This window comes from Pseudomonas sp. WC2401, from assembly GCF_041200115.1.
In the GTDB taxonomy this organism is placed as follows: Bacteria; Pseudomonadota; Gammaproteobacteria; order Pseudomonadales; family Pseudomonadaceae; genus Aquipseudomonas; species Aquipseudomonas fragi.
In genome coordinates this window covers 3,159,911-3,179,669 of record NZ_CP165623.1, presented here as the reverse complement: position 1 = coordinate 3,179,669, position 19,759 = coordinate 3,159,911, and the positions used below count along the sequence as shown (strand labels likewise).

The following is a 19,759-nucleotide window of genomic DNA, read 5'->3' as shown; positions in this document are numbered from 1 at the left end:
GCACCTGTCTAGCGTTTAGAAAGGACGCGCTGTTGATCCAACTTTCATAGGTTTTTCACAAGGAGGCGTTTAACGTATGCAACAGCCCATCAGGCAAAGCCCGAAGAGTTTGCAACAAAATCATGTAGATAACGCTTTAGAACGACTTTACCTTTGTTAAAAACCGGCTTTACTCGTAAAGGGCCAGAGTCTTTGCATTGCCCCGAGTTTGGTCAACAAAGACATGTCGTCTTGTGCCATTGAAACTGACTGGAACGAATACCTTGAAACCCTACCCAATCCAGTGTGTGTCGATCGTCATTCCGGTCTACAACGAAGAAGAAAGCCTGCCCGAACTCTTGCGCCGCACCGAAGCCGCCTGCGCCCAATTGAGCCAGGCCTATGAAATCGTCCTGGTCGACGATGGCAGCCGGGACAAATCGGCGCAAATCCTCGAAGACGCCGCCGCGCGTGAAGGCAGCCCGGTGGTTGCCGTGATCCTCAACCGCAACTACGGCCAGCATGCCGCAATCATGGCCGGCTTTGAGCATTCCAAAGGCGACGTGGTGATCACCCTGGATGCCGACCTGCAAAACCCGCCGGAGGAAATTCCACGGCTGGTGGCACAGGCTGCACTGGGCTACGACGTGGTGGGTACGGTACGTAACAACCGTCAGGACTCTGCCTGGCGCCGCTGGCCTTCGCGCCTGATCAACCTGGCCGTGCAGCGCTCCACCGGGGTTGCCATGAGCGACTACGGCTGCATGCTGCGCGCCTATCGCCGCAGCATCGTCGACGCCATGCTGGCCTGCCGCGAGCGCAGCACCTTTATCCCGATCCTGGCCAACAGCTTTGCCCGCCACACCACCGAGGTGCTGGTCGAGCACGCCGAGCGTGAGCACGGCGACTCCAAGTACAGCGCCATGCGCCTGATCAACCTGATGTTCGACCTGATCACCTGCATGACCACCACCCCCCTGCGCCTGCTGAGCATCATCGGTTTCAGCATGGCTGCACTGGGCGCGCTGTTCGCTGTCGCGCTGATCATGTTGCGGCTGATCTTCGGTGCAAGCTGGGCAGGCGACGGCACTTTCGTGCTGTTTGCGGTGCTCTTCGTGTTTACCGGTGGCCAATTTATCGGCATGGGTCTTCTGGGTGAATACCTGGGCCGCATGTACAGCGATGTTCGCGCACGGCCACGGTTCTTCATCGAGAAAATCGTGCGCGCCGAACCTGCAACTTCTTCGGTTACAACTAGCACCCCGACTTCTTCTACTTCGACACAGGTCCAATCATGAGTTTGAAAGCCGTTGTTTTCGCCTATCACGATATTGGCTGCACAGGCATCGAAGCCTTGCTCAGTGCAGGCTATGAAATTTCTGCTGTGTTCACCCATGCTGACGACCCCAAGGAAAACAACTTCTACGGTTCTGTCGCGCAACTGTGTGCGCGTAAAGGCATCCCGGTCCACGCCCCTGAAGACGCCAACCACCCGTTGTGGATCGAACGTATCCGCAAACTGAACGCCGATTACATTTTCTCGTTCTACTACCGCAACCTGCTGGGCGAAGAACTTCTGGCCAGCGTCAGCAAGGGCGCCTTCAACCTGCACGGTTCGCTGCTGCCGCGCTACCGTGGCCGCGCACCGGCCAACTGGGTGCTGGTCAACGGCGAAACCGAAACCGGCGTCACCCTGCACCGCATGGTCAAGCGCGCCGACGCGGGTGACATCCTGGCCCAGCAGCGCATCAGCATCGAGCGCTCGGATACTGCCCTGACCCTGCACGCCAAGCTGCGCGAAACCGCTGCCCAACTGCTGGCCGAGGCCCTGCCGCTGCTGCCGCAAGGCAAGCTGACCGAAACCCCGCAGGACGAATCCAAGGCCACCTATTTCGGTCGCCGCACTCCGGCTGACGGCCTGCTGCAATGGACCCGCCCGGCTGAAGAACTGTTCAACCTGGTGCGCGCTGTCACTCAACCGTACCCGGGCGCCTTCTGCGCCGTGGGCGAGCACAAGCTGATCGTCTGGGGCGCCGAAGTGGTTGCCGGCAACCAGGGCCATGCACCTGGCCAGGTCATCAGCTGCGACCCGCTGCGCATTGCCTGCGGCACAGACTCGCTGGTCATCACTGCCGGCCAGCGCAATGACAACGGCCTGTACTTGAGCGGCCCGCAACTGGCCCGCGAGCTGGGCCTGGTGGAAGGTTCGCGCCTGCGTGGCGCTGAGTCCGGCCGCCCGGCACGCCGCACCCGCGTACTGATCCTGGGTGTCAACGGCTTTATCGGTAACCACTTGTCCGAGCGCCTGCTGCAGGACGACCAGTACGAAGTGTATGGCCTGGACATCGGCTCCGACGCCATCGACCGCCTGCGCAGCCACCCCAACTTCCACTTCGTGGAAGGCGACATCAGCATCCACACCGAGTGGATCGAATACCACATCAAGAAGTGCGACGTGGTCCTGCCGCTGGTGGCGATCGCCACGCCAATCGAATACACCCGCAACCCGTTGCGCGTATTCGAACTGGACTTCGAGGAAAACCTCAAGCTGGTGCGCTACTGCGTCAAGTACAACAAGCGCGTGATCTTCCCGTCCACATCCGAAGTGTATGGCATGTGCCAGGACAAGAACTTCGACGAAGACACCTCCAACCTGATCGTTGGTCCGATCAACAAGCAACGCTGGATCTACTCGGTCTCCAAGCAGCTGCTGGACCGCGTAATCTGGGCCTACGGCCAGAAAGGCCTGAAGTTCACCCTGTTCCGTCCGTTCAACTGGATGGGCCCGCGTCTTGACCGCCTGGACTCGGCACGGGTTGGCAGCTCGCGCGCCATCACCCAATTGATCCTGCACCTGGTGGAAGGCACCCCGATCCGTCTGGTAGACGGCGGCGAACAAAAACGCTGCTTCACCGACGTGGCCGACGGCATCGAAGCCCTGGCACGCATCATCGACAACAAGGGTGGCAAGTGCGACGGCCAGATCATCAACATCGGCAACCCGGACAACGAAGCCAGCATTCGTCAACTGGGCGAAGAATTGCTGCGTCAGTTCGAAGCGCACCCGCTGCGTGACAACTTCCCGCCGTTTGCCGGTTTCCGTGATGTTGAAAGCCAGTCGTTCTACGGCACTGGCTACCAGGACGTCAGCCATCGCAAGCCAAGCGTGGAAAACGCCCGTCGCCTGATCGACTGGACGCCGACCACTGAACTGAGCGAAACCATTGGCAAGACCCTGGACTTCTTCCTGCGTGAAGCCATGGTAGAAATCGCGGAAAAACGCTGATGCAAGCTGGACTACGCATTGATGTCGACACATACCGCGGAACCCGAGAGGGGGTTCCGCGGCTACTCGAACTGCTCGACGAAGCACAGATCAAGGCCACGTTTTTTTTTAGCGTGGGGCCCGACAATATGGGTCGCCATTTATGGCGGCTGATCAAGCCCCAGTTCTTTTGGAAAATGATGCGCTCCAAGGCCGCCAGCCTTTATGGCTGGGATATTTTGCTCGCCGGCACCGCCTGGCCGGGCAAACCGATCGGCAAGGATCTGGGGCACTTGATGCGCCAGACCCTGGCCGCTGGCCATGAGGTCGGCCTGCACGCCTGGGATCACCACGGCTGGCAGGCCAACACCGCACGCTGGAGCGAAGCGCAACTGATCGAGCAGATCCGCCGGGGTGTCGACACCCTGAGCGACATCACCGGGGAGGCTGTCGAATGCTCGGCCGCCGCCGGTTGGCGTGCCGACGAACGCGTGGTCCAGGCCAAGGAAACCTTTGGTTTTCGCTACAACAGTGATTGCCGCGGGCACAGTCTGTTTCGGCCAAGGTTGGCCGACGGCAGGCTGGGCGCGCCGCAAATCCCTGTGGATTTACCCACGTTCGATGAAGTGGTCGGGCCAGAGCTGAGTGCCGCCGACTTCAATTCATTCATTCTTGATCGCTTCAGCCCGCAAAAGCTGAATGCGTACACCATTCACGCTGAAGTAGAAGGGATTCTAATGGCCAACGACTTCCGTCAATTGCTGGCGCAAGCCCGTGCGCGAGACATTCACTTTCACCCCCTGCGCGACCTGCTCCCCGCCGACCTCGACAGCCTGCCCGCCGGGCAGTTGAGCCGTGGCGTACTGGAAGGCCGAGAAGGCTGGTTGGGAGTGCAGAAGCCATGACGTCACGCTGGACAATACCGCTGCTGGTTCTGGCCTTTATCGCCTTTTACCTGTTGCCGCTGGGTACCCACGGCCTGTGGATCCCTGACGAAACGCGCTATGCACAGATCGGCCAGCAAATCCTGATCGATGGCAACTGGGTCACGCCGCACTTCATGGACCTGCGCTACTTCGAGAAGCCGATTGCCGGTTACTGGATGATTGCCATCGGCCAGGCCATTTTTGGCGAAAACCTGTTCGGTGTGCGTATTGCCTCGGCCATTGCCACCGGCTTGAGCGTGTTCCTGGCCTATGCCGTGGCCCGCCGCCTGTGGAATGACCCGCGCAAGAGCTTTGCCTGTGCCCTGGTGTACATGACCTTTGGCCTGATTGCCGGCCAGGCGGGTTATTCCAATCTCGATCCGCAGTTCACCCTGTGGGTCAACCTGAGCATGGTAGCGCTATGGTTTGCCGTCGACAGCAGCTCCAGCCGTGATCGCCTGATCAGTTGGGCGGTACTGGGTTTTGCCTGCGGCATGGGCTTTATGACCAAGGGCTTCCTGGCCCTGCTGCTGCCGGTACTGATTGCCCTGCCCTACATGCTGTGGCAAAAGCGCTTCCTGGAGCTGGTCAAATACGGCCTGGTGGCCATGCTGGTAGCGGCCATTGTCTCGCTGCCGTGGGTGCTGGCAGTACACGCCCAGGAGCCTGACTACTGGCGTTTCTTCTTCTGGCACGAGCATATCCGCCGCTTTGCCGGTGACGACGCCCAGCACGGTCGCCCGTGGTGGTTCTACCTGCCGCTGCTGGTGGTCTCCAGCCTGCCCTGGGCAGCCCTGTTGCCGGTTGCCTTCAAGGACGCCTGGAACAACAAGCGTCATGCAAGCATTGTGTTCCTGCTGCTGTGGCTGCTGCTGCCGTTGGGCTTGTTCAGCCTGAGCAAGGGCAAGCTGCCGACCTATATCATGCCGTGCATGCTGCCGCTGGCGCTGCTGCTGGGCCACGCGATGATGCAACGGGTTGAACAGGCCAAAACCAGCGCCCTGCGCTTTAATGGCGCGCTCAACCTGATCGGCGGCATTGCGGCATTGCTGGCCCTGGTGTACTTCCAGGTCAAGCAGCCGTTCTATGACAACGAACCGCTGCATATGGCCCTGCTGGTCGTGGTGCTGCTGACGTGGATCATCACCGGCCTGCTGACATTGAGCAAACCGTTGAAAATGTGGGCTGCGCCGGCGCTGGCAATGGGTGTTCTGGTACTGCTGCTGCCAGCCGCCATGCCGACCAGCGTGGTGCACAACAAAATGCCTGACCAGTTTGTCCTTGAACATATGGATGAGCTGTCCCAGGCCAAAACCTTCCTCAGCAACGATCTGGGCGCCGCTTCTGCCCTGGCCTGGCGCCTGCGCCGCCCCGACGTGACGCTCTACAACACCCAGGGTGAGGTCAAGTACGGCCTGACCTACGACGATGCCAAGGGCAAAAGCATTGGCCTGGCCGAAGTGGGCCAGTGGATGGCGGATGCCCGCCGCAAAGGCCCGGTCGGCGTGGTGATGCGCGTCAAGGACAGCGATGAAAGCCATGAAATGGACGAGCTGCCCAAAGATGCCAAGCGCTATGACGAAGGCAATATGGTGATTCTGATTTACCCGCAGATTGCTCCATGACCCTGACGCTATTGCTGTTGGCATGCCTGTTGACCTGTGCCGGCCAGATCGCCCAGAAGTACGCGGTCGAAGGCTGGCGCGGGGTTGACACCGGGGTGGGGCAAAAACTGCGCTCACCCTGGTTATGGATGGCACTGCTGTGCCTGGGCCTGGGCTTGCTGGTGTGGTTGCTGGTGCTGCAACGGCTTGAGGTCGGGGTTGCCTACCCGATGCTCAGCCTGAATTTTGTACTGATTACCCTGGTGGCCCGCTACCTGTTCAAGGAAACCATCGACCTGCGCCATTGGTTGGGCGTCGGGCTGGTGATTGCCGGGGTGGTTTTGCTGGGGCAACACGCATGAGCCTGTACCGTGGATTTGCTTTTGCTTCAGGCAGCGTGTTGCTGGTCAGTGGCGCCCAACTGGGCATGCGCTGGAGCATGACGCGCCTGCCTGAGCCGGCTCAATGGCTGGCCGCCATCAGCCAGGGCGATGTCTCGCTGATGGCTTTGGCCGTGGTGTTTGCCGCGATCGTTGCGTATGCCCTGTCGATGCTGTGCTGGTTGCTGGCCCTGCGCGACTTGCCGCTGGGCCGCGCCTATTCGCTGCTGAGTATCAGCTATGCATTGGTGTACCTGCTGGCGGCGAGCCTGCCGGTATTCCATGAAAGCTTCACCCTTTCAAAAACCCTTGGAGTGACACTGGTCATTCTTGGGGTGCTGACCATCAATTCTCGACGTACCCGCAGGAACTGCGCATGAAAATCAGTGTATTTGGTAGTGGTTATGTAGGCCTGGTGCAGGCGACGGTTCTGGCGGAAGTCGGCCACGATGTGATCTGCATGGACATTGACCAGAAAAAGGTCGAGTCGCTGCAACAAGGCCACGTCAGTATTTTCGAGCCGGGGCTGTCCGCCCTGGTGCGCGAAAACCTCGAAAGCAAGCGCCTGCGTTTTACCAGCGACGAAAAAACCGCCGTCGAACACGGCCAGGTACTGTTTATCGCCGTGGGCACGCCGCCAAGCGAAGATGGCTCGGCTGACCTGGGCCAGGTGTTCTCCGTGGGTGACGCCGTTGCCCGCCACCGCAAGGAGCCGCTGATCCTGGTGGAGAAATCCACCGTGCCCGTGGGCACCGGCGATGCCCTCACCGCCCATATCAACCAGGCCCTGGAACAGGCCGGGCGCACCCTGCAATTTGACGTAGTGTCGAACCCGGAATTCCTCAAGGAAGGCTCCGCCGTCACCGACTGCCGTCGCCCGGACCGCATCATCATTGGTTGCGCCCGCGATGAAGTGCGCGAGGTCATGCGTGACCTCTACGCCCCGTTCAACCGCAACCATGACCGCATCATTTTCATGGACCTGCGCAGCGCCGAGCTGACCAAATACGCCGCCAACTGCATGCTGGCAACCAAGATCAGCTTTATCAACCAGATTGCCGAACTGGCCGAGCACCTGGGCGCCGACATCGAGGCCGTGCGCCTGGGCATTGGCGCCGACCAGCGCATTGGCTATCACTTCATCTACCCGGGCTGCGGCTATGGCGGCTCGTGTTTCCCCAAAGACATGCGCGCGCTGATCCACAGTGCCCAGCAGGTCAATTGCTCCAGCGATCTGCTGCAGGCAGTCGAAGCGATCAACGAGCGGCAGAAGCACAAGCTGTTCGAACGCATCAACGCCTTCTTCAAGGGCAACCTTGAAGGCAAGACCTTTGCGTTATGGGGCCTGGCGTTCAAACCCAACACCGATGACATGCGCGACGCACCCAGCCGCGTATTGATGGAGGCCCTGTGGGCTGCCGGGGCCAATGTGCGCGCTTTCGACCCCGAAGCCATGCAGGAAACCCAGCGCCTGTACGGCGACGAGCCGCGCCTGAGCCTGATGGGCACGCCAGAGTCGACCCTCAACGGCGCCGACGCATTGATCGTGTGTACCGAGTGGCAGCAATTCAAGGCGCCGGACTTCGACCTGATCAAGCAGCGCCTGAATACTCCGGTGATCTTTGACGGGCGCAACCTGTATGACGGCGAGCGCCTGGCCAAGATCGGCTTGCAGTACTTCCCGATGGGGCGAGGCGAGTCCTGCAACTTGCCGGTAGGCTCGACAGCCCTTTAATGATCTAGCAGCGCCGCCATTGGCAACAATGGCGGCGTTTTCATGTGCGCTGCGATGAGTCAAGGAGACTCGACATGCCTGCCGCTTTCACCTCCCCAGCCCTGCTCACCCTGCGCAGGCAATCGCTGATGCTGGGCGCGCTCGCCCTGCTGCTGTTTATCCTGGGCAACCATCAGGAGGCAGCGATCGGCTTTGATTCGCGCTTTGTCATGTTTGCCAACGAAATGCTGCGCAACGGCCCCGGTTTTTTCCCGACCACCTACGGCCAGCCCTATGCGGATTACAGCGCCACCTCGACAGTGATCACCTGGTTGCTGTCGCTGCCCTTCGGCAAAGTCACCAGCCTCACCGCATGGCTGCCCTCGGCCTTTGCCAGCGCTACGATTGTGACCTTGATGTATCGCCTGGTTGCGGCGCAATCGCGAACCTGGGCGCTGGTCAGCGTGGCGCTGCTGTTGCTGAGCATGACCTTTGTCACCGAAACCCGTGCGGTATCGTTGGACCAGATGCTCGCCGCCGTCAGTTTCAGTGCCTTTTACCTGGCCTACTCCCATGATCACTTTGCTGCACCGCGCCGACATTTGTGGCTGCTGGCCCTGCTGGTGCTGGGCTTCGCCATTCGCGGGCCGATCGGCCTGGTGATCCCCACCGGTATCCTGTGCAGTTATTACCTGCTCAATGGCCAGTGGCGCCGCCTGATCAGCTTCGGGCTGCAAGCGCTGGTATTGCTGATAGCGTGCATAGGCACCCTGTTGCTGCTGGCCTGGCTCAGTGGCGGCGAAGCCTTTGTACACGAAGTGATCCGCATGCAAGTCACCGGGCGCATGGACGGCACCGAAGGCGCCAGCAGCGTGCTGTACTACTTCACCAGCTCCATGGGCAACTACGCGCTGGCGTATCCGCTCGCCGTGGCGGTGCTGCTGGCAATCCTGATTACCGGGCGCCATCACTCTGGCCCGGCCTTGCAACTGGTCAAATACTGCGTTGCCGCGGCTTTGGTCGTGATGATCGGGCTGTCGATTCCCCAGGCGAAAAAAGCCCGCTACCTGCTGCCCATGTTGCCGATGGCCGCGATTATTGCAGCCTACCCGTTCCAAGTCGTGAACGGGCGAGTGTTTGCTGGCCTGCGTGGCTTGATTCAAGGGTTGTTGCTGCTGCTGCCGGGTTTGCTGATAGTTGGCCTGATGGTGGTACGCAAGCGTTTTGGCGATGAACTTCCGTCCTTGACGGTCATTTTCGTCGTGCTGGCGGTTCTGCAGGTTCTGGCCATTGCCTTGTTGTTCAAGGCCAAATGGCGTGTTGCCGGGCTGGCAACCTGCGCAGTACTGGCGCTGTGGAGCAGCTACATCATGGTCTTCGAACCTGCCGAACGCAGCCTCTACGATACCCGTACCTTTACCCTCAAGGCGCTGCAACTGATCGACCAGGCCCCGGCGCCGGTGGTGCTGCACGGCATGGGCAAGGACGCCAAGGCGATCAAGTTCATGGTCAACGTCAACCGTGACCTGCTGCCACTGTTCACCCAGTCGCCAACAGAGCTTGCCGCCTTGCCGCCCCCGGCCTGGATCATCATGGACCTCAAGGATTATCAAGCCCTGCAAGGCACCGCGTTGGGCAATCTGGCACCGGCACTGAGCGGGCGCTTCGACAAGAACGACTACGTGTTGCTGCATCTGCCTTGACCCTGTGGGAGCGGGCTTGCCCGCGATGCAAGCGCTGCGGTCTGTCAGGCAGTGCGCGTCGATACCATCGCGGGCAAGCCCGCTCCCACAACTACAGCAAAACGGCAGACCACAAACATTGCGCCTGCGGTTACAATCCCCGCCCTTCTCTCTCATCCCAGGAATCCCAATGTCAGGGCTCGAACTGTTTGCCGCCGCGCTCGGCGTCATTGCCGTCTGGTTGACAGTCAAACAGAACCCCTGGTGCTGGCCCATTGGCCTGGTGATGGTGCTGCTTTACAGCTGGATATTTTTTGAGATCAAGCTGTATTCCGGCATGCTTTTGCAGGTGTTTTTTGCCCTGCTGCAAGTCTATGGCTGGTGGCAGTGGACCCGCTCGGGAGCGCAGCACGAAGGCCGTGTGGTCAGCCGCTTAAGTACCTTGCAAGTGCTCGGCGGCGTGGTTGCAGGCGCCATCGGCAGCGTGGCGCTCGGCGCAGCAATGGCCCACTGGACCGACTCCACATTTCCCTGGTCAGATGCCACGCTGACCGCCTTCAGCCTGGTTGCGCAATTGTGGATGGCACAAAAGCGCCTGCAGTGCTGGGCACTGTGGTGCGTAATCGATGTGCTCTATATCGGTTTTTTCGCCTGGCAGGACCTGTACTTCACCGCCGGCCTGTACGCGCTGTTTACCCTGATTGCCATCCAGGGCTGGCGTGACTGGCGCCGCGACCCGGCGCTGCGCACATGAAGGTGGTGGTACTGGCGGGGCCGGAATCAAGCGGCAAGAGCTGGCTCGCCGCGCTTTTGCAGCAGCGCTTTGGCGGCACCATGGTGGGCGAGTATGTGCGCTACTTTATCGAGCAGAACCCCCGCGATACCTGCCTGGCTGATATTCCGGACATCGCTCGCGGGCAGCTTCGATGGGAAGACGAGGCGCGCGCCAAACAACCCGGACTGCTGATTCTGGATACTCATTTGCTCAGCAATATCCTCTGGAGCCAGACCCTGTTTGGCGACTGCCCCGCCTGGCTTGAAGCCGAATTGCTCAAACGTCACTACGACCTGCATTTGCTGCTGTCCCCTGACGATGTGGAGTGGACCGCTGACGGCCAGCGCTGCCAACCCTCGCTTACGGAACGCCAGGCGTTTTTTGCGGCCAGCCTTCAATGGCTCACCGATCATCAACAACCCGTACAGGTGATAACCGGAGACTGGCATGCCCGGCAACAGCATGCCTGTGCCGCCGTCGAACAATTATTGAGTTGCGCAGAAACTTATTGCGCAAGTATTAGTCATTAAGTTGTGTTGTTTACAATAAACAACTGGCACACAAACCACTTAATGGTTTCAGCTTGCTGCCCATGTCCGTTGCTGATACATGAAAAATTCGTGAAGCCGCTGAAATACTGGCCTGAAGCACAACTTGCGAATTTGTAAAGTTCTTGAAACACCCCCTCATTTTACGCAAAAAACAGTTAGGCCCTTATTGCGCAAGCGTGTGGCCTGCTGCCCGCCCTCTCAAGTTCGTTACAGCTGATCAAGCCCCTGACAGTCATCGCGCTGCGTGCTGTTGTTTCCAAAGATTAAATTAAAAGTGGCACAGCTAATGCTCTCTCCTTATCACGCTGACTTGGGTCAGCGGCGCAAAGGGAGCACACTTCATGGGGCATACAAGTCGTGGTCATAGTCAGCTGCTGATGGCGTGCAGCATCGGCGTCTTGCTGGGCTGGTGCAGCGTTGTTCAGGCCGCTGGCAACGGCGAAATTATCCTGACCCGTACCGTGCAGCCCCATGCAGTGGGCAATCCGCCCATGCACCCAGATCCCGACCCGCTCACCGTCAATGCCAGCCCCTTGGTCCAGGTCATGGGTGCCACCCGCGAGCTGAGTGATGGTGATTTTGCCAGCGTCAGCAGTGGTACTGCACTCAGCCGTAGCATCATGCCTTCTGGCAACACATTGCCCGGGCTCAACACCAGCAACGGCCTGCCAGGCATGAGCAACGGCCACGGTGGCGGCAGCGGCGGCACCCTGTCCAACACCATAGGTAACAGCATCGAACAGGGCATGCGGCCGCTCTCTGCACTGAGTCAGGGGAAATAACATGACTGCCTGCCGCCTGCCTGTGCTGATTGCCGCGCTGATAGCCACGTCCAGCGCGCTGGCAGCTTCTGATAACAACGCCACCATCGACAATTCCGGCGCCGGTTACCACGGCAACGTGACTCTCAACCAGGCAGCTGGCGACCAGCAGCAACAGGTCAACGTACGCGCCGTGGCCATCGGTACCGCGGCCAAGGCCAGTACTGCGGTCAGTCAAAAAATCACCACGGCGACCGACCCCGCGCTCAATGCCAGGGCCGCGATTGGCGGCAACTCTTTCAGTAACGGCAGCGGCGCGATTGGTATCAACCAGTCCGCCGGGGCCAACAATCAAATGGTCAATGCAGTACGGGTCGGCATCAGTGCCCAGCCGCAAGGCATCGACGACAGCGCCCTGTCCCAACAGAACGTGGCGCTACCAAACTCGGGTACCGCACTCCCCGCCAGCGGCAGTCGCCAGATCGTCAACAGCGATCAGGCCTTCACCGGCAGCCGAGGGGTGGTGCAGTTGAACCAGAGTGCCGGGGTGGGGAACCGCATGGCTAACACCCTGAATATCCGGGTTGCTGATTGACCCGATAACAACGCAGCGCAATTAGAAAGTGCCAACACTTAACACAACTAATGAAGCACGGAGAATCACCATGAAACCTTCAAGCGCTTTGAAACCTCTGGCTTTCGCCATGGCCGCCCTTCTGTCCGTTGCAGCACAGGCCCACAACGATGGCCCACCACCGCCATCCAACCCGCCATCTTATACGCTGGATCCTAATGCGTCGGCGGCTGCAGTTGTGATCGACTCGCAAAACAGTCACAACAACAAAGTGACCAACAAGGCGATCAAAAACACCGCGACGGTCAAAGACTCGGTCAAAGGTGCTGAAGGCAACATGGGCGTCAACGCCGCCGCCGGTTCCGGCAACCAACAAGACAATGCCGCGGCAATAGCCACCTCAGATGAAACCTTTGTGTTTGGTACCGCCGCGTCCCTGACCAGCGTCACCCAGACCAACAGCCACAACAACGATCACAATTACGGCACACAAAACAACGCCCTGCTCAAAAGCTCCGGCAACGGCAGTTCGGGCAACGTGGGTATAAACGTGGCTGCCGGCGACTTCAACCAACAGAAAAACAACCTGGCCATCGCCGTTTCCAATGGCCGCATCGCCACCGCTGGCGCAACTGCCAGCCAAACCTCGAACAACCTGTCGGTGATCAACGAGGCCGGTGCCTCTTATCTGAGCAATGTGAATACCTGGTCGCAAGGGCCAAGCTGGAACAACAACAAAACGCCAGTCGTCAACAATGCCACCATGGACCATTCGTTCAATGGCATTTCGGGCAATGGCGGTGCCAACATCGCAGCGGGTGTGGGCAACCAGCAAAGCAACTCGCTGTCCATCGCGGCTGGCTGCAAAGTCTGCATGTAATCGCGACAGCACACGAAGGGTCTCGTTCACGAGACCCTTTTCACTCCCCTGCCAGGCGTATCAATCATGCGTATTGTCGCCCTCAGCCTGTTGTTCTGTCTGACCGGTATGAGCCAGGCCGCGCAAATGCCGATCGCCGCCATGCCCGGGGGCAACCTGGTGTTCAAGCAGGTACAGAGCATTCGTGAGCGGCGTTTTGCGGATATCGTCGAGCAAAAAACTGACTTCAGTTGTGGCGCAGCTGCATTGGCCACGATTTTGCGCCAGGCCTACTGGCTGGATGTCAACGAAGACCAGATCATCAAGGGCATGCTGCAAAACGCGGATCAGGACCTGGTGCGCACCCAGGGGTTTTCCATGCTCGACATGAAGCGTTACGTCGAAAGCATCGGCATGCGCGCCCGGGGTTACCGGATCCCGGCCCAAAGCCTGGAAAGTGTCAACATACCGGTTGTGGTGCTGCTGGACATTCGTGGCTACAAGCACTTTGTGGTCCTGCAGCGCACGCAAAAAGACTGGGTGTATATCGGCGACCCGGTGCTCGGTCACAAACGCTACTCCCATGAAGATTTCCTCAAGGGCTGGAATGGCATTGTGTTCGCCATCATCGGCCCCGGCTACGACAAGACCAATGCATTACTGACGCCCCCTGCTCCGCTGACAGCGAAAAACCAGCTCGATGGTTTCAGCCCGGTCAAGGATGCAGAACTTATGGACTTCGGATTTATCCAAAGCGACTTTTTTTAGGTGCGCAGCATGACTACGGAGCCCAGGGCTCCTGGAGCAGCACATGAAAATGCCCATCTGGCTGATTGCCGCCTGCCTTGCGACCAGCCTGCCCGTCCAGGCAGCTTCGGCCTTTAAACCGGTCGAATTGAAAGACCAGGAAATGTCCGAGTTGCGTGGCCGCTATGTCATGCCCGGACGGATCATCAGTTTTGGCGTGGTGATGAACAGCACCTGGACCAGCAGCAATGGCGATGTTATCGGCGCCAAAGCCTCCATGACGGTGCAAAGCACGGTTGAACCGCGCTTCTATGTGTCTACCTACAGCACGCCCGGCAACGGCGCACATGTCGCTGCTGGCACTGGTTCGGTCACCGGCGGCGCAGGGCTGACCACCGGCCAGGGCGTGACCCAGAGCGTCAGGGCTGCGGGTGACAATAACAGCGCCTATAACAATGTCGACATCAATGTCAGCGAGGCCAACCAGGCCCCTGTGGTCAGCCAGCAAGGCACCTTGCTGAGCGCCAACAACCCCGTTACCCAAACAGGCGGTGCAGGTAACCTGACCGTTTCTGCAACCGGTGGTGGCGTGCAGGTAGCGATCCTGGCGAACAACAACCAGGGCAGTTCATTGCAACAAATCGCCCAAGGCGGCGTGTTGCAGAACACCACGCTACTGGGCGGCAGCAATATGGTTAACAACCTCACCCAACTTAATGTGGTGCTGCGCAACAACTTGCCCAGTACAGGCGCACTGGACTGTGATTTGAGTCCGCTAAAAGGTCTTCGCAACATGGGATATTGAACTAGGCTCAAATTCTTATAATTCGAGTTATTTTGGACGGCCTATTTCATGCATCGAACGCTTACCTTTCGCGCAGTTGTATGTATAAGCACTCTTTTCCCGTCAGCCCTGCTTTTTGCAGCCCCTGATAGTGATGTAGAGCTACTGAAAAAAGAACTTATGGAGCTACGCCAGCGTTACGATCAACAACAAAAAGCCCTGGCTGTACTTGAACAGCGTGTTCGACAAGTGGAGGACCAGCCTGCGGCTCCTCCTCCCAAGCGCCTGGCCAAGTCCCCGGCCGACATGAAAGGCAACCAGGGTATTGCCGCAGCCGCAGCCAGCGGTGGTGCTGCAGGGGGCGCTGCAGCGGTATCAGGCAGCTCTTACGGGCAAGCACTCAAGGATGACTCCGCACCGGCGCAAAGCGTGGTCAACCTCTACGATGAGGCCAGCGGGTTCTTCGGCGGTGGCAAGTTCAGCTTCGAAACCGGCATCACTTATTCGCGCTATGACACCCGCCAGTTGATCCTCAATGGTTTCCTGGCCCTGGACTCGATCTTCCTGGGCAACCTGAACCTGGACCGGATCAAGGCCGACAACTGGACCCTGGACCTCACCGGTCGCTATAACCTGGACAACCGCTGGCAGTTCGACGTCAACGTGCCAGTCATTTACCGCGAGAGTACTTACCAGTCCGGCGGTGCCAACGGCGGTGACGCGCAAGCGACTTCCGAGCAGACAGTCACCCGCGATCCGACCATCGGCGACATCAACTTCGGCGTGGCCTACAAGTTCCTCGACGAGTCGGTCAATACCCCGGACGCGGTGTTCAGCGTGCGCGTCAAGGCTCCCACCGGCAAGGATCCGTTCGGGATCAAGCTGGTTCAATCGGTTGACAATACCAACGTATTTACCCCTGAAGACCTGCCTACCGGTAACGGCGTATGGTCGATCAGCCCCGCCATCTCCCTGGTCAAGACCTTCGACCCGGCCGTGTTGTTTGGCACCCTGTCGTACACCCACAACCTCGAAGAGTCATTTGACGACATCAGTTCCACGCAAAACCTCAAGCAGCCCGGCAAGGTCAAACTGGGTGACAGCTTCCAGATTGGGGCCGGCGTGGCTTTTGCTCTCAACGAAAAAATGAGCATGTCGTTTTCCGTATCCGACCTGATTCAGAAAAAGAGCAAGCTCAAGCAGGATGGCGGTGACTGGCAAACTGTCACTACCAGTGATGCCAACGCCGGTTACTTCAACATCGGCATGACCGTGGCGGCCACCGATAACCTGACCATCGTACCCAACCTGTCGATTGGCATGACCGACGATGCGCCGGACTTCACGTTCAGCCTGAAATTCCCTTACTACTTCTAGCTCACAAAAAAGGCCCGCAGCATGGCAATGCTGCGGGCCTTTTTGCCGCTCAGCGGATGTGATGCTTGTGCAACAATCGATAAAACGTCGGCCGCGACACCCCGAGTACCTTGGCAGCCAGACTCAGATTATCGCTGTGCAGGTTCAACACCTCGCACAACGCCTGGCGTTCGGCGCGGTCCTTGTATTGTTCCAGGGTGTTCATCGTGGCGACGAGCAACGGGCGCAATTCCAGACCCAGGTCATGTGCTTCGATCTGCCGTCCTTCGGCCATCACCAACCCGCGGCGTACGCGGTTGGCCAGTTCGCGCACGTTCCCGGGCCAGGCATGATTGCCCAAGGCAATCAGGGCCTCATCACTGAACGTACGCGGGCGGCGACCGGTTTCCAGGCTGTAGAAGCGGGCAAAGTGACTGGCCAGCATGGCCAGGTCACCATGACGCTCGCGCAAGGGTGAGGTGGTGACTTGCAACACATTGAGGCGGTAGTACAGGTCCTCGCGAAATTGACCATTGGCAACCGCGGCCTCCAGATCGACATGGGTCGCCGCCAGGACACGCACATCGATGGGGATCGGCTGGTTGCCGCCAACTCGCTCGATGTGTTTTTCCTGCAAAAAGCGCAACAGGCTGGCTTGCAGCTCCAATGGCAGGTCTCCGACCTCATCCAGAAACAGCGTACCGCCATTGGCCGCCTCAATACGTCCAACCCGGCGTTGATGGGCGCCGGTAAAGGAGCCTTTTTCATGGCCGAACAATTCAGACTGGATCAAATGGTCGGGTATCGAGCCGCAATTGATGGCAATAAAGGGTTTGCCGTTGCGCTGGGATTGACGGTGCAGTGTGCGGGCGACCAGTTCCTTGCCCGTACCGCTCTCGCCACGAATCAGGATGGGCGACTGGGTGGGTGCAAATTTGCTCACCATCGTGCGCAGGTCGCGCATCGAGCGGCTGTCACCCAGCAGCTCATCTTGTGGTAGATCGGGCGCGGTTGTCGCCTGTCCGCGCAAGCACGCCATGCCAAAGGCCCGGCCGAGTGTGACCTGCACCCGGGAGACATCGAAGGGCAACGTGTGAAAGTCAAAAAACCATTCACAGACAAAATTCCCGACATTGCTCATTTTCAGGACATCAGGGGTCAGCGCCGCAATCCACTCGGTGCCACTGCGACTGATCATGTCTTTTACGGCTTCAGGGCGTTCCAGATGAAAAGGTTGCAACCTCAACAGGCCAACGTCGCAAGAACGGTCGACCACCGTTGCCAGCGTGCAGCTGTCTACCGCCCAGCCGATGGTGCGCAGGCCCGGGAGCAACTCGTGACAATTTTCACAGGGGTCAACCACCAGTAGACGTCGGGGAGAGGACATTGCAAGCATGACTGTTCCTTGGCGCCAGAAAAACATAAAACCGCATTCAAAACAGTCCCTTGTTATACCTACGCGTAACCTTAGCAAGGCAGTGGGGGCTTTCTCGATTGTTTGCTTATAACGCTAATAGCCAATCAAACTGTGCAGGGCCGATCAAAGTAGAAAGACGCTGGGTACACTCTCTGAAAATTGATCTGGATCAGTCATATAAAAAAACTTTTAAAAAAATGAGCAAAGTGTGTGACCTGATGCCGGTCTGAAGTCATCAGTACAAGTAACCAACCGAACGGTAAGCCCAGCCGACGGTTAATCACTTGATGGGCATACTTGAGAGAACACCCTATGAACGCCCCGCTCCGTTTCAACGAAGCTCTTTTGATTGCCGGCCACGCCTTTGAACCGTTTCAATGCGTTGCCTGGGCTGCACAGGATGGCCACGGCGAGTTGAGCCTGACGGTCATCGATCGTACCAATACCCGTATCGGCCGCAAACAGATCCCGCGCAGCGCCTGCGCAGACGCTGCCCAGCTCGAAAGCCTGCTGGCCCAGGCCCGTGCCGAAATCAGCAGCGAAGGCTATGCCCTGCAGCCTTGGGTCATGCCTGCATAAAGCCGTTTGCGTGCCCCTGTGGGAGCGGGCCAGCTCCCACGGGCTATTTAGTTAGCCGTTAGCCATCAATGTGCAGGTAATCTGCATTCAAGTCTGCCGCCAATTGAGGCGCGCGCCCCAGGCGAATCGGGCCCCGCTCGATATCGATCAGCAGCCCCGGACAGTCGATTGCCGGTAGAGCCGACCAGGCTTTCAAGCGTCCGTCCGTCACCAGTAAAAAACGCTGTTGTTCCTGCGGGAACCGTTTGCGCCGCATGGCCAGCCATGTCGAGACTTCTTCCAGGGCTTGCAGCAAGGGAGTCCCGCCACCGGCGCCCAGCTGTTCCAGCCAGTCATTGAGCGCTGCCGAAGCCTTTTCCCCGCTGACCTGCCACACAGGCGAACTGCCGCTGGCAGTCATCACGGCCACCCGCGCGCGCTGGCGGTAGGCATCTTCGAACAGCTGGGCCAACAAGCCCTTGGCATCGCTCAACGCTTGATGCCGACGGGTTGAAGCAGAGGCATCCACCACCACCAGCCACAACGTCTGCGCTGCACTTTGCCGGGTTTTAAAGGCCAGATCGGCGCGCCGCTGCGGGCGACCACCAAGCAGGGTTTGCACCCAGTCGACGAGGCCGTTGCCAGCGCTGCGACTGGCACCCTGCCTGCCCGTGGCGAGCTGACCGGCGCGGGGTATGGCATCCGCCCCCGCAACAGTTTGAGGGCGGATGCCTAAGGCTTTTTTGGCCAGCTCGGCACTTCACGGCGTACACCCATCGGCTGGGGCGCTGCAGGCAACTCGCCCCACTGCCCCTGGCCTGATTGCGCGCTGGTGGTCGAGGTCCCTGCCGGCGCCTGTTGCGGCGCGGGCGCTGGTGCCTGGGGCGGTAGCTCACGGCGTCGATGGCGCAAGGCAAACTCGGCCACGGCATCGATGTCTTCCAGTTCGATCGCGGTTGCACCGCGCCATGCGGCATGGGCACGCGCAGCGCGCAGCCAGACCAGATCGGCGCGCATGCCATCCACCGCGGCAGCAAAACAACGCTCGGTAATCATGGCCAGCGACTGATCATCCAGGGCGATGCTGGCCAAGCGTTCACGGGCCTGCTGGCAGCGCTCGCGCAAAGCCGTTTGCGCGGCGTCCCAACGGGCGCAAAAGCCCTGCGGATCGGCGTCAAAGTCCAGGCGCCGACGAATGATTTCACCGCGCTCGGCAGGTTGCGGCAAGCCGCTCATGGCCACATTCAGGCCAAAGCGATCGAGCAACTGCGGGCGCAACTCGCCTTCTTCCGGATTCATGGTGCCGATCAGCACAAAACGGGCGGCGTGGCGATGGGAGATGCCATCGCGCTCGACCACATTGGTGCCGCTGGCCGCCACGTCCAGTAGCACATCCACCAGATGGTCGGCGAGCAGATTGACTTCATCGACATACAGCACCCCGCCGTCGGCCTTGGCCAACACCCCCGGGGAGAACTGCGCCTTGCCCTGCCCCAGTGCAGCATCGAGGTCGAGGGTGCCGACCAGGCGTTCTTCGGTTGCGCCCAACGGCAAGGTGACAAACTGACCGCTGGCGAGCAAATCGGCTAGCCCGCGGGCCAGGGTCGACTTGGCCATGCCGCGCGGGCCTTCGATCAGCACACCGCCGATTTTCGGGTCGATGGCGGTCAGGCACAGCGCCAGTTTCAATGAGTCCGCGCCGACCACCGCCGATAACGGGAAATGTGGGGTGTCAGTCATGTTTTCGGGCTCCAGATATTAGAATATTGATCGGCCTCAAAAGCCCCTCACCCCAGCCCTCTCCCAAAGGGAGAGGGGGCCGATTTG

General features: G+C 59.5%; 20 protein-coding genes. 17 read left to right on the top strand and 3 right to left on the bottom strand.

All coding sequences use genetic code 11. The features are described 5' to 3' along the window. The first annotated feature begins 263 nt into the window (after nucleotides 1–263). From arnC to AB3G35_RS14465, 16 genes are all read left to right on the top strand, one after another. The gene (gene arnC / locus AB3G35_RS14540) at nucleotides 264–1,277 is read left to right on the top strand and encodes an undecaprenyl-phosphate 4-deoxy-4-formamido-L-arabinose transferase (RefSeq protein ID WP_029611405.1); all 1,014 of its coding nucleotides are present in this window, start codon (nucleotides 264–266) and stop codon (nucleotides 1,275–1,277) included. After that, a complete protein-coding gene (gene arnA, locus AB3G35_RS14535; protein ID WP_016780883.1) occupies nucleotides 1,274–3,265 on the top strand; it encodes a bifunctional UDP-4-amino-4-deoxy-L-arabinose formyltransferase/UDP-glucuronic acid oxidase ArnA in 1,992 nt (663 codons plus the stop codon). Before arnC ends, arnA begins: the two co-directional genes overlap by 4 nt. Beyond that, complete coding sequence (gene arnD / locus AB3G35_RS14530) at nucleotides 3,265–4,149, top strand: 4-deoxy-4-formamido-L-arabinose-phosphoundecaprenol deformylase (protein ID WP_086797092.1); 885 nt, start codon at nucleotides 3,265–3,267, stop codon at nucleotides 4,147–4,149. Before arnA ends, arnD begins: the two co-directional genes overlap by 1 nt. Then, nucleotides 4,146–5,795: a lipid IV(A) 4-amino-4-deoxy-L-arabinosyltransferase gene (arnT, locus tag AB3G35_RS14525; RefSeq protein ID WP_106115920.1), complete on the top strand. Its 1,650-nt coding sequence runs from the start codon at nucleotides 4,146–4,148 to the stop codon at nucleotides 5,793–5,795. The genes arnD and arnT overlap by 4 nt, the downstream gene beginning before the upstream one ends. Beyond that, the gene (gene arnE / locus AB3G35_RS14520; protein WP_086797088.1) at nucleotides 5,792–6,136 is read left to right on the top strand and encodes a 4-amino-4-deoxy-L-arabinose-phosphoundecaprenol flippase subunit ArnE; all 345 of its coding nucleotides are present in this window, start codon (nucleotides 5,792–5,794) and stop codon (nucleotides 6,134–6,136) included. The genes arnT and arnE overlap by 4 nt, the downstream gene beginning before the upstream one ends. Further along, a complete protein-coding gene (arnF, locus tag AB3G35_RS14515) occupies nucleotides 6,133–6,534 on the top strand; it encodes a 4-amino-4-deoxy-L-arabinose-phosphoundecaprenol flippase subunit ArnF (RefSeq protein ID WP_016780880.1) in 402 nt (133 codons plus the stop codon). Before arnE ends, arnF begins: the two co-directional genes overlap by 4 nt. Further along, nucleotides 6,531–7,889, top strand: a complete 1,359-nt coding sequence (locus AB3G35_RS14510; RefSeq protein WP_169882691.1) for a UDP-glucose/GDP-mannose dehydrogenase family protein — start codon at nucleotides 6,531–6,533, stop codon at nucleotides 7,887–7,889. Before arnF ends, AB3G35_RS14510 begins: the two co-directional genes overlap by 4 nt. Nucleotides 7,890–7,963: 74 nt before the next feature. Continuing rightward, nucleotides 7,964–9,571 (top strand): ArnT family glycosyltransferase, encoded by a 1,608-nt coding sequence (locus AB3G35_RS14505; protein ID WP_369781680.1) that lies wholly within the window; start codon nucleotides 7,964–7,966, stop codon nucleotides 9,569–9,571. 169 nt (nucleotides 9,572–9,740) lie between these two features. Continuing rightward, nucleotides 9,741–10,304, top strand: a complete 564-nt coding sequence (gene pnuC, locus AB3G35_RS14500) for a nicotinamide riboside transporter PnuC (protein WP_095041421.1) — start codon at nucleotides 9,741–9,743, stop codon at nucleotides 10,302–10,304. Then, nucleotides 10,301–10,855 carry an AAA family ATPase gene (locus AB3G35_RS14495; protein ID WP_086797082.1) on the top strand — a complete coding sequence of 185 codons (555 nt, stop codon included), beginning with the start codon at nucleotides 10,301–10,303 and terminating at the stop codon, nucleotides 10,853–10,855. The genes pnuC and AB3G35_RS14495 overlap by 4 nt, the downstream gene beginning before the upstream one ends. Nucleotides 10,856–11,217: 362 nt before the next feature. Continuing rightward, nucleotides 11,218–11,658 (top strand): hypothetical protein, encoded by a 441-nt coding sequence (locus tag AB3G35_RS14490; RefSeq protein WP_016780875.1) that lies wholly within the window; start codon nucleotides 11,218–11,220, stop codon nucleotides 11,656–11,658. A gap of 1 nt (nucleotide 11,659) precedes the next feature. Next, nucleotides 11,660–12,232, top strand: a complete 573-nt coding sequence (locus AB3G35_RS14485) for a hypothetical protein (protein WP_016780874.1) — start codon at nucleotides 11,660–11,662, stop codon at nucleotides 12,230–12,232. Nucleotides 12,233–12,302: 70 nt separating this feature from the next. Further along, on the top strand, nucleotides 12,303–13,091 hold the full coding sequence (locus tag AB3G35_RS14480) for a hypothetical protein (RefSeq protein WP_016780873.1): 789 nt from the start codon (nucleotides 12,303–12,305) through the stop codon (nucleotides 13,089–13,091). A gap of 66 nt (nucleotides 13,092–13,157) precedes the next feature. Next, the gene (locus AB3G35_RS14475) at nucleotides 13,158–13,838 is read left to right on the top strand and encodes a C39 family peptidase (RefSeq protein ID WP_324707927.1); all 681 of its coding nucleotides are present in this window, start codon (nucleotides 13,158–13,160) and stop codon (nucleotides 13,836–13,838) included. A gap of 43 nt (nucleotides 13,839–13,881) precedes the next feature. After that, on the top strand, nucleotides 13,882–14,622 hold the full coding sequence (locus AB3G35_RS14470) for a hypothetical protein (protein WP_106115924.1): 741 nt from the start codon (nucleotides 13,882–13,884) through the stop codon (nucleotides 14,620–14,622). Nucleotides 14,623–14,670: 48 nt separating this feature from the next. Continuing rightward, nucleotides 14,671–15,978, top strand: a complete 1,308-nt coding sequence (locus AB3G35_RS14465) for a hypothetical protein (protein WP_106115925.1) — start codon at nucleotides 14,671–14,673, stop codon at nucleotides 15,976–15,978. Between the two features lie 49 nt (nucleotides 15,979–16,027). Here the strand turns inward: AB3G35_RS14465 and AB3G35_RS14460 are convergent, their stop codons facing one another. Then, on the bottom strand, nucleotides 16,028–17,353 hold the full coding sequence (locus AB3G35_RS14460; protein WP_169870220.1) for a sigma-54 dependent transcriptional regulator: 1,326 nt from the start codon (nucleotides 17,351–17,353) through the stop codon (nucleotides 16,028–16,030). Nucleotides 17,354–17,686: 333 nt separating this feature from the next. On the opposite strand from AB3G35_RS14460, the gene AB3G35_RS14455 reads away from it, so the two are divergent. Beyond that, entirely contained in the window at nucleotides 17,687–17,953 is a 267-nt protein-coding gene (locus AB3G35_RS14455; protein ID WP_016780868.1) for a hypothetical protein, read from the top strand. Nucleotides 17,954–18,011: 58 nt separating this feature from the next. Here AB3G35_RS14455 and AB3G35_RS14450 read toward each other — a convergent pair whose 3' ends face one another. Together AB3G35_RS14450 and AB3G35_RS14445 are read right to left on the bottom strand one after the other, a co-directional pair. Continuing rightward, nucleotides 18,012–18,554, bottom strand: a complete 543-nt coding sequence (locus tag AB3G35_RS14450; RefSeq protein ID WP_086797074.1) for a VWA domain-containing protein — start codon at nucleotides 18,552–18,554, stop codon at nucleotides 18,012–18,014. 110 nt (nucleotides 18,555–18,664) lie between these two features. Then, nucleotides 18,665–19,672, bottom strand: coding sequence for an ATP-binding protein (locus AB3G35_RS14445; protein WP_369781679.1), 1,008 nt, complete (start codon nucleotides 19,670–19,672; stop codon nucleotides 18,665–18,667). Nucleotides 19,673–19,759: the final 87 nt, after the last annotated feature.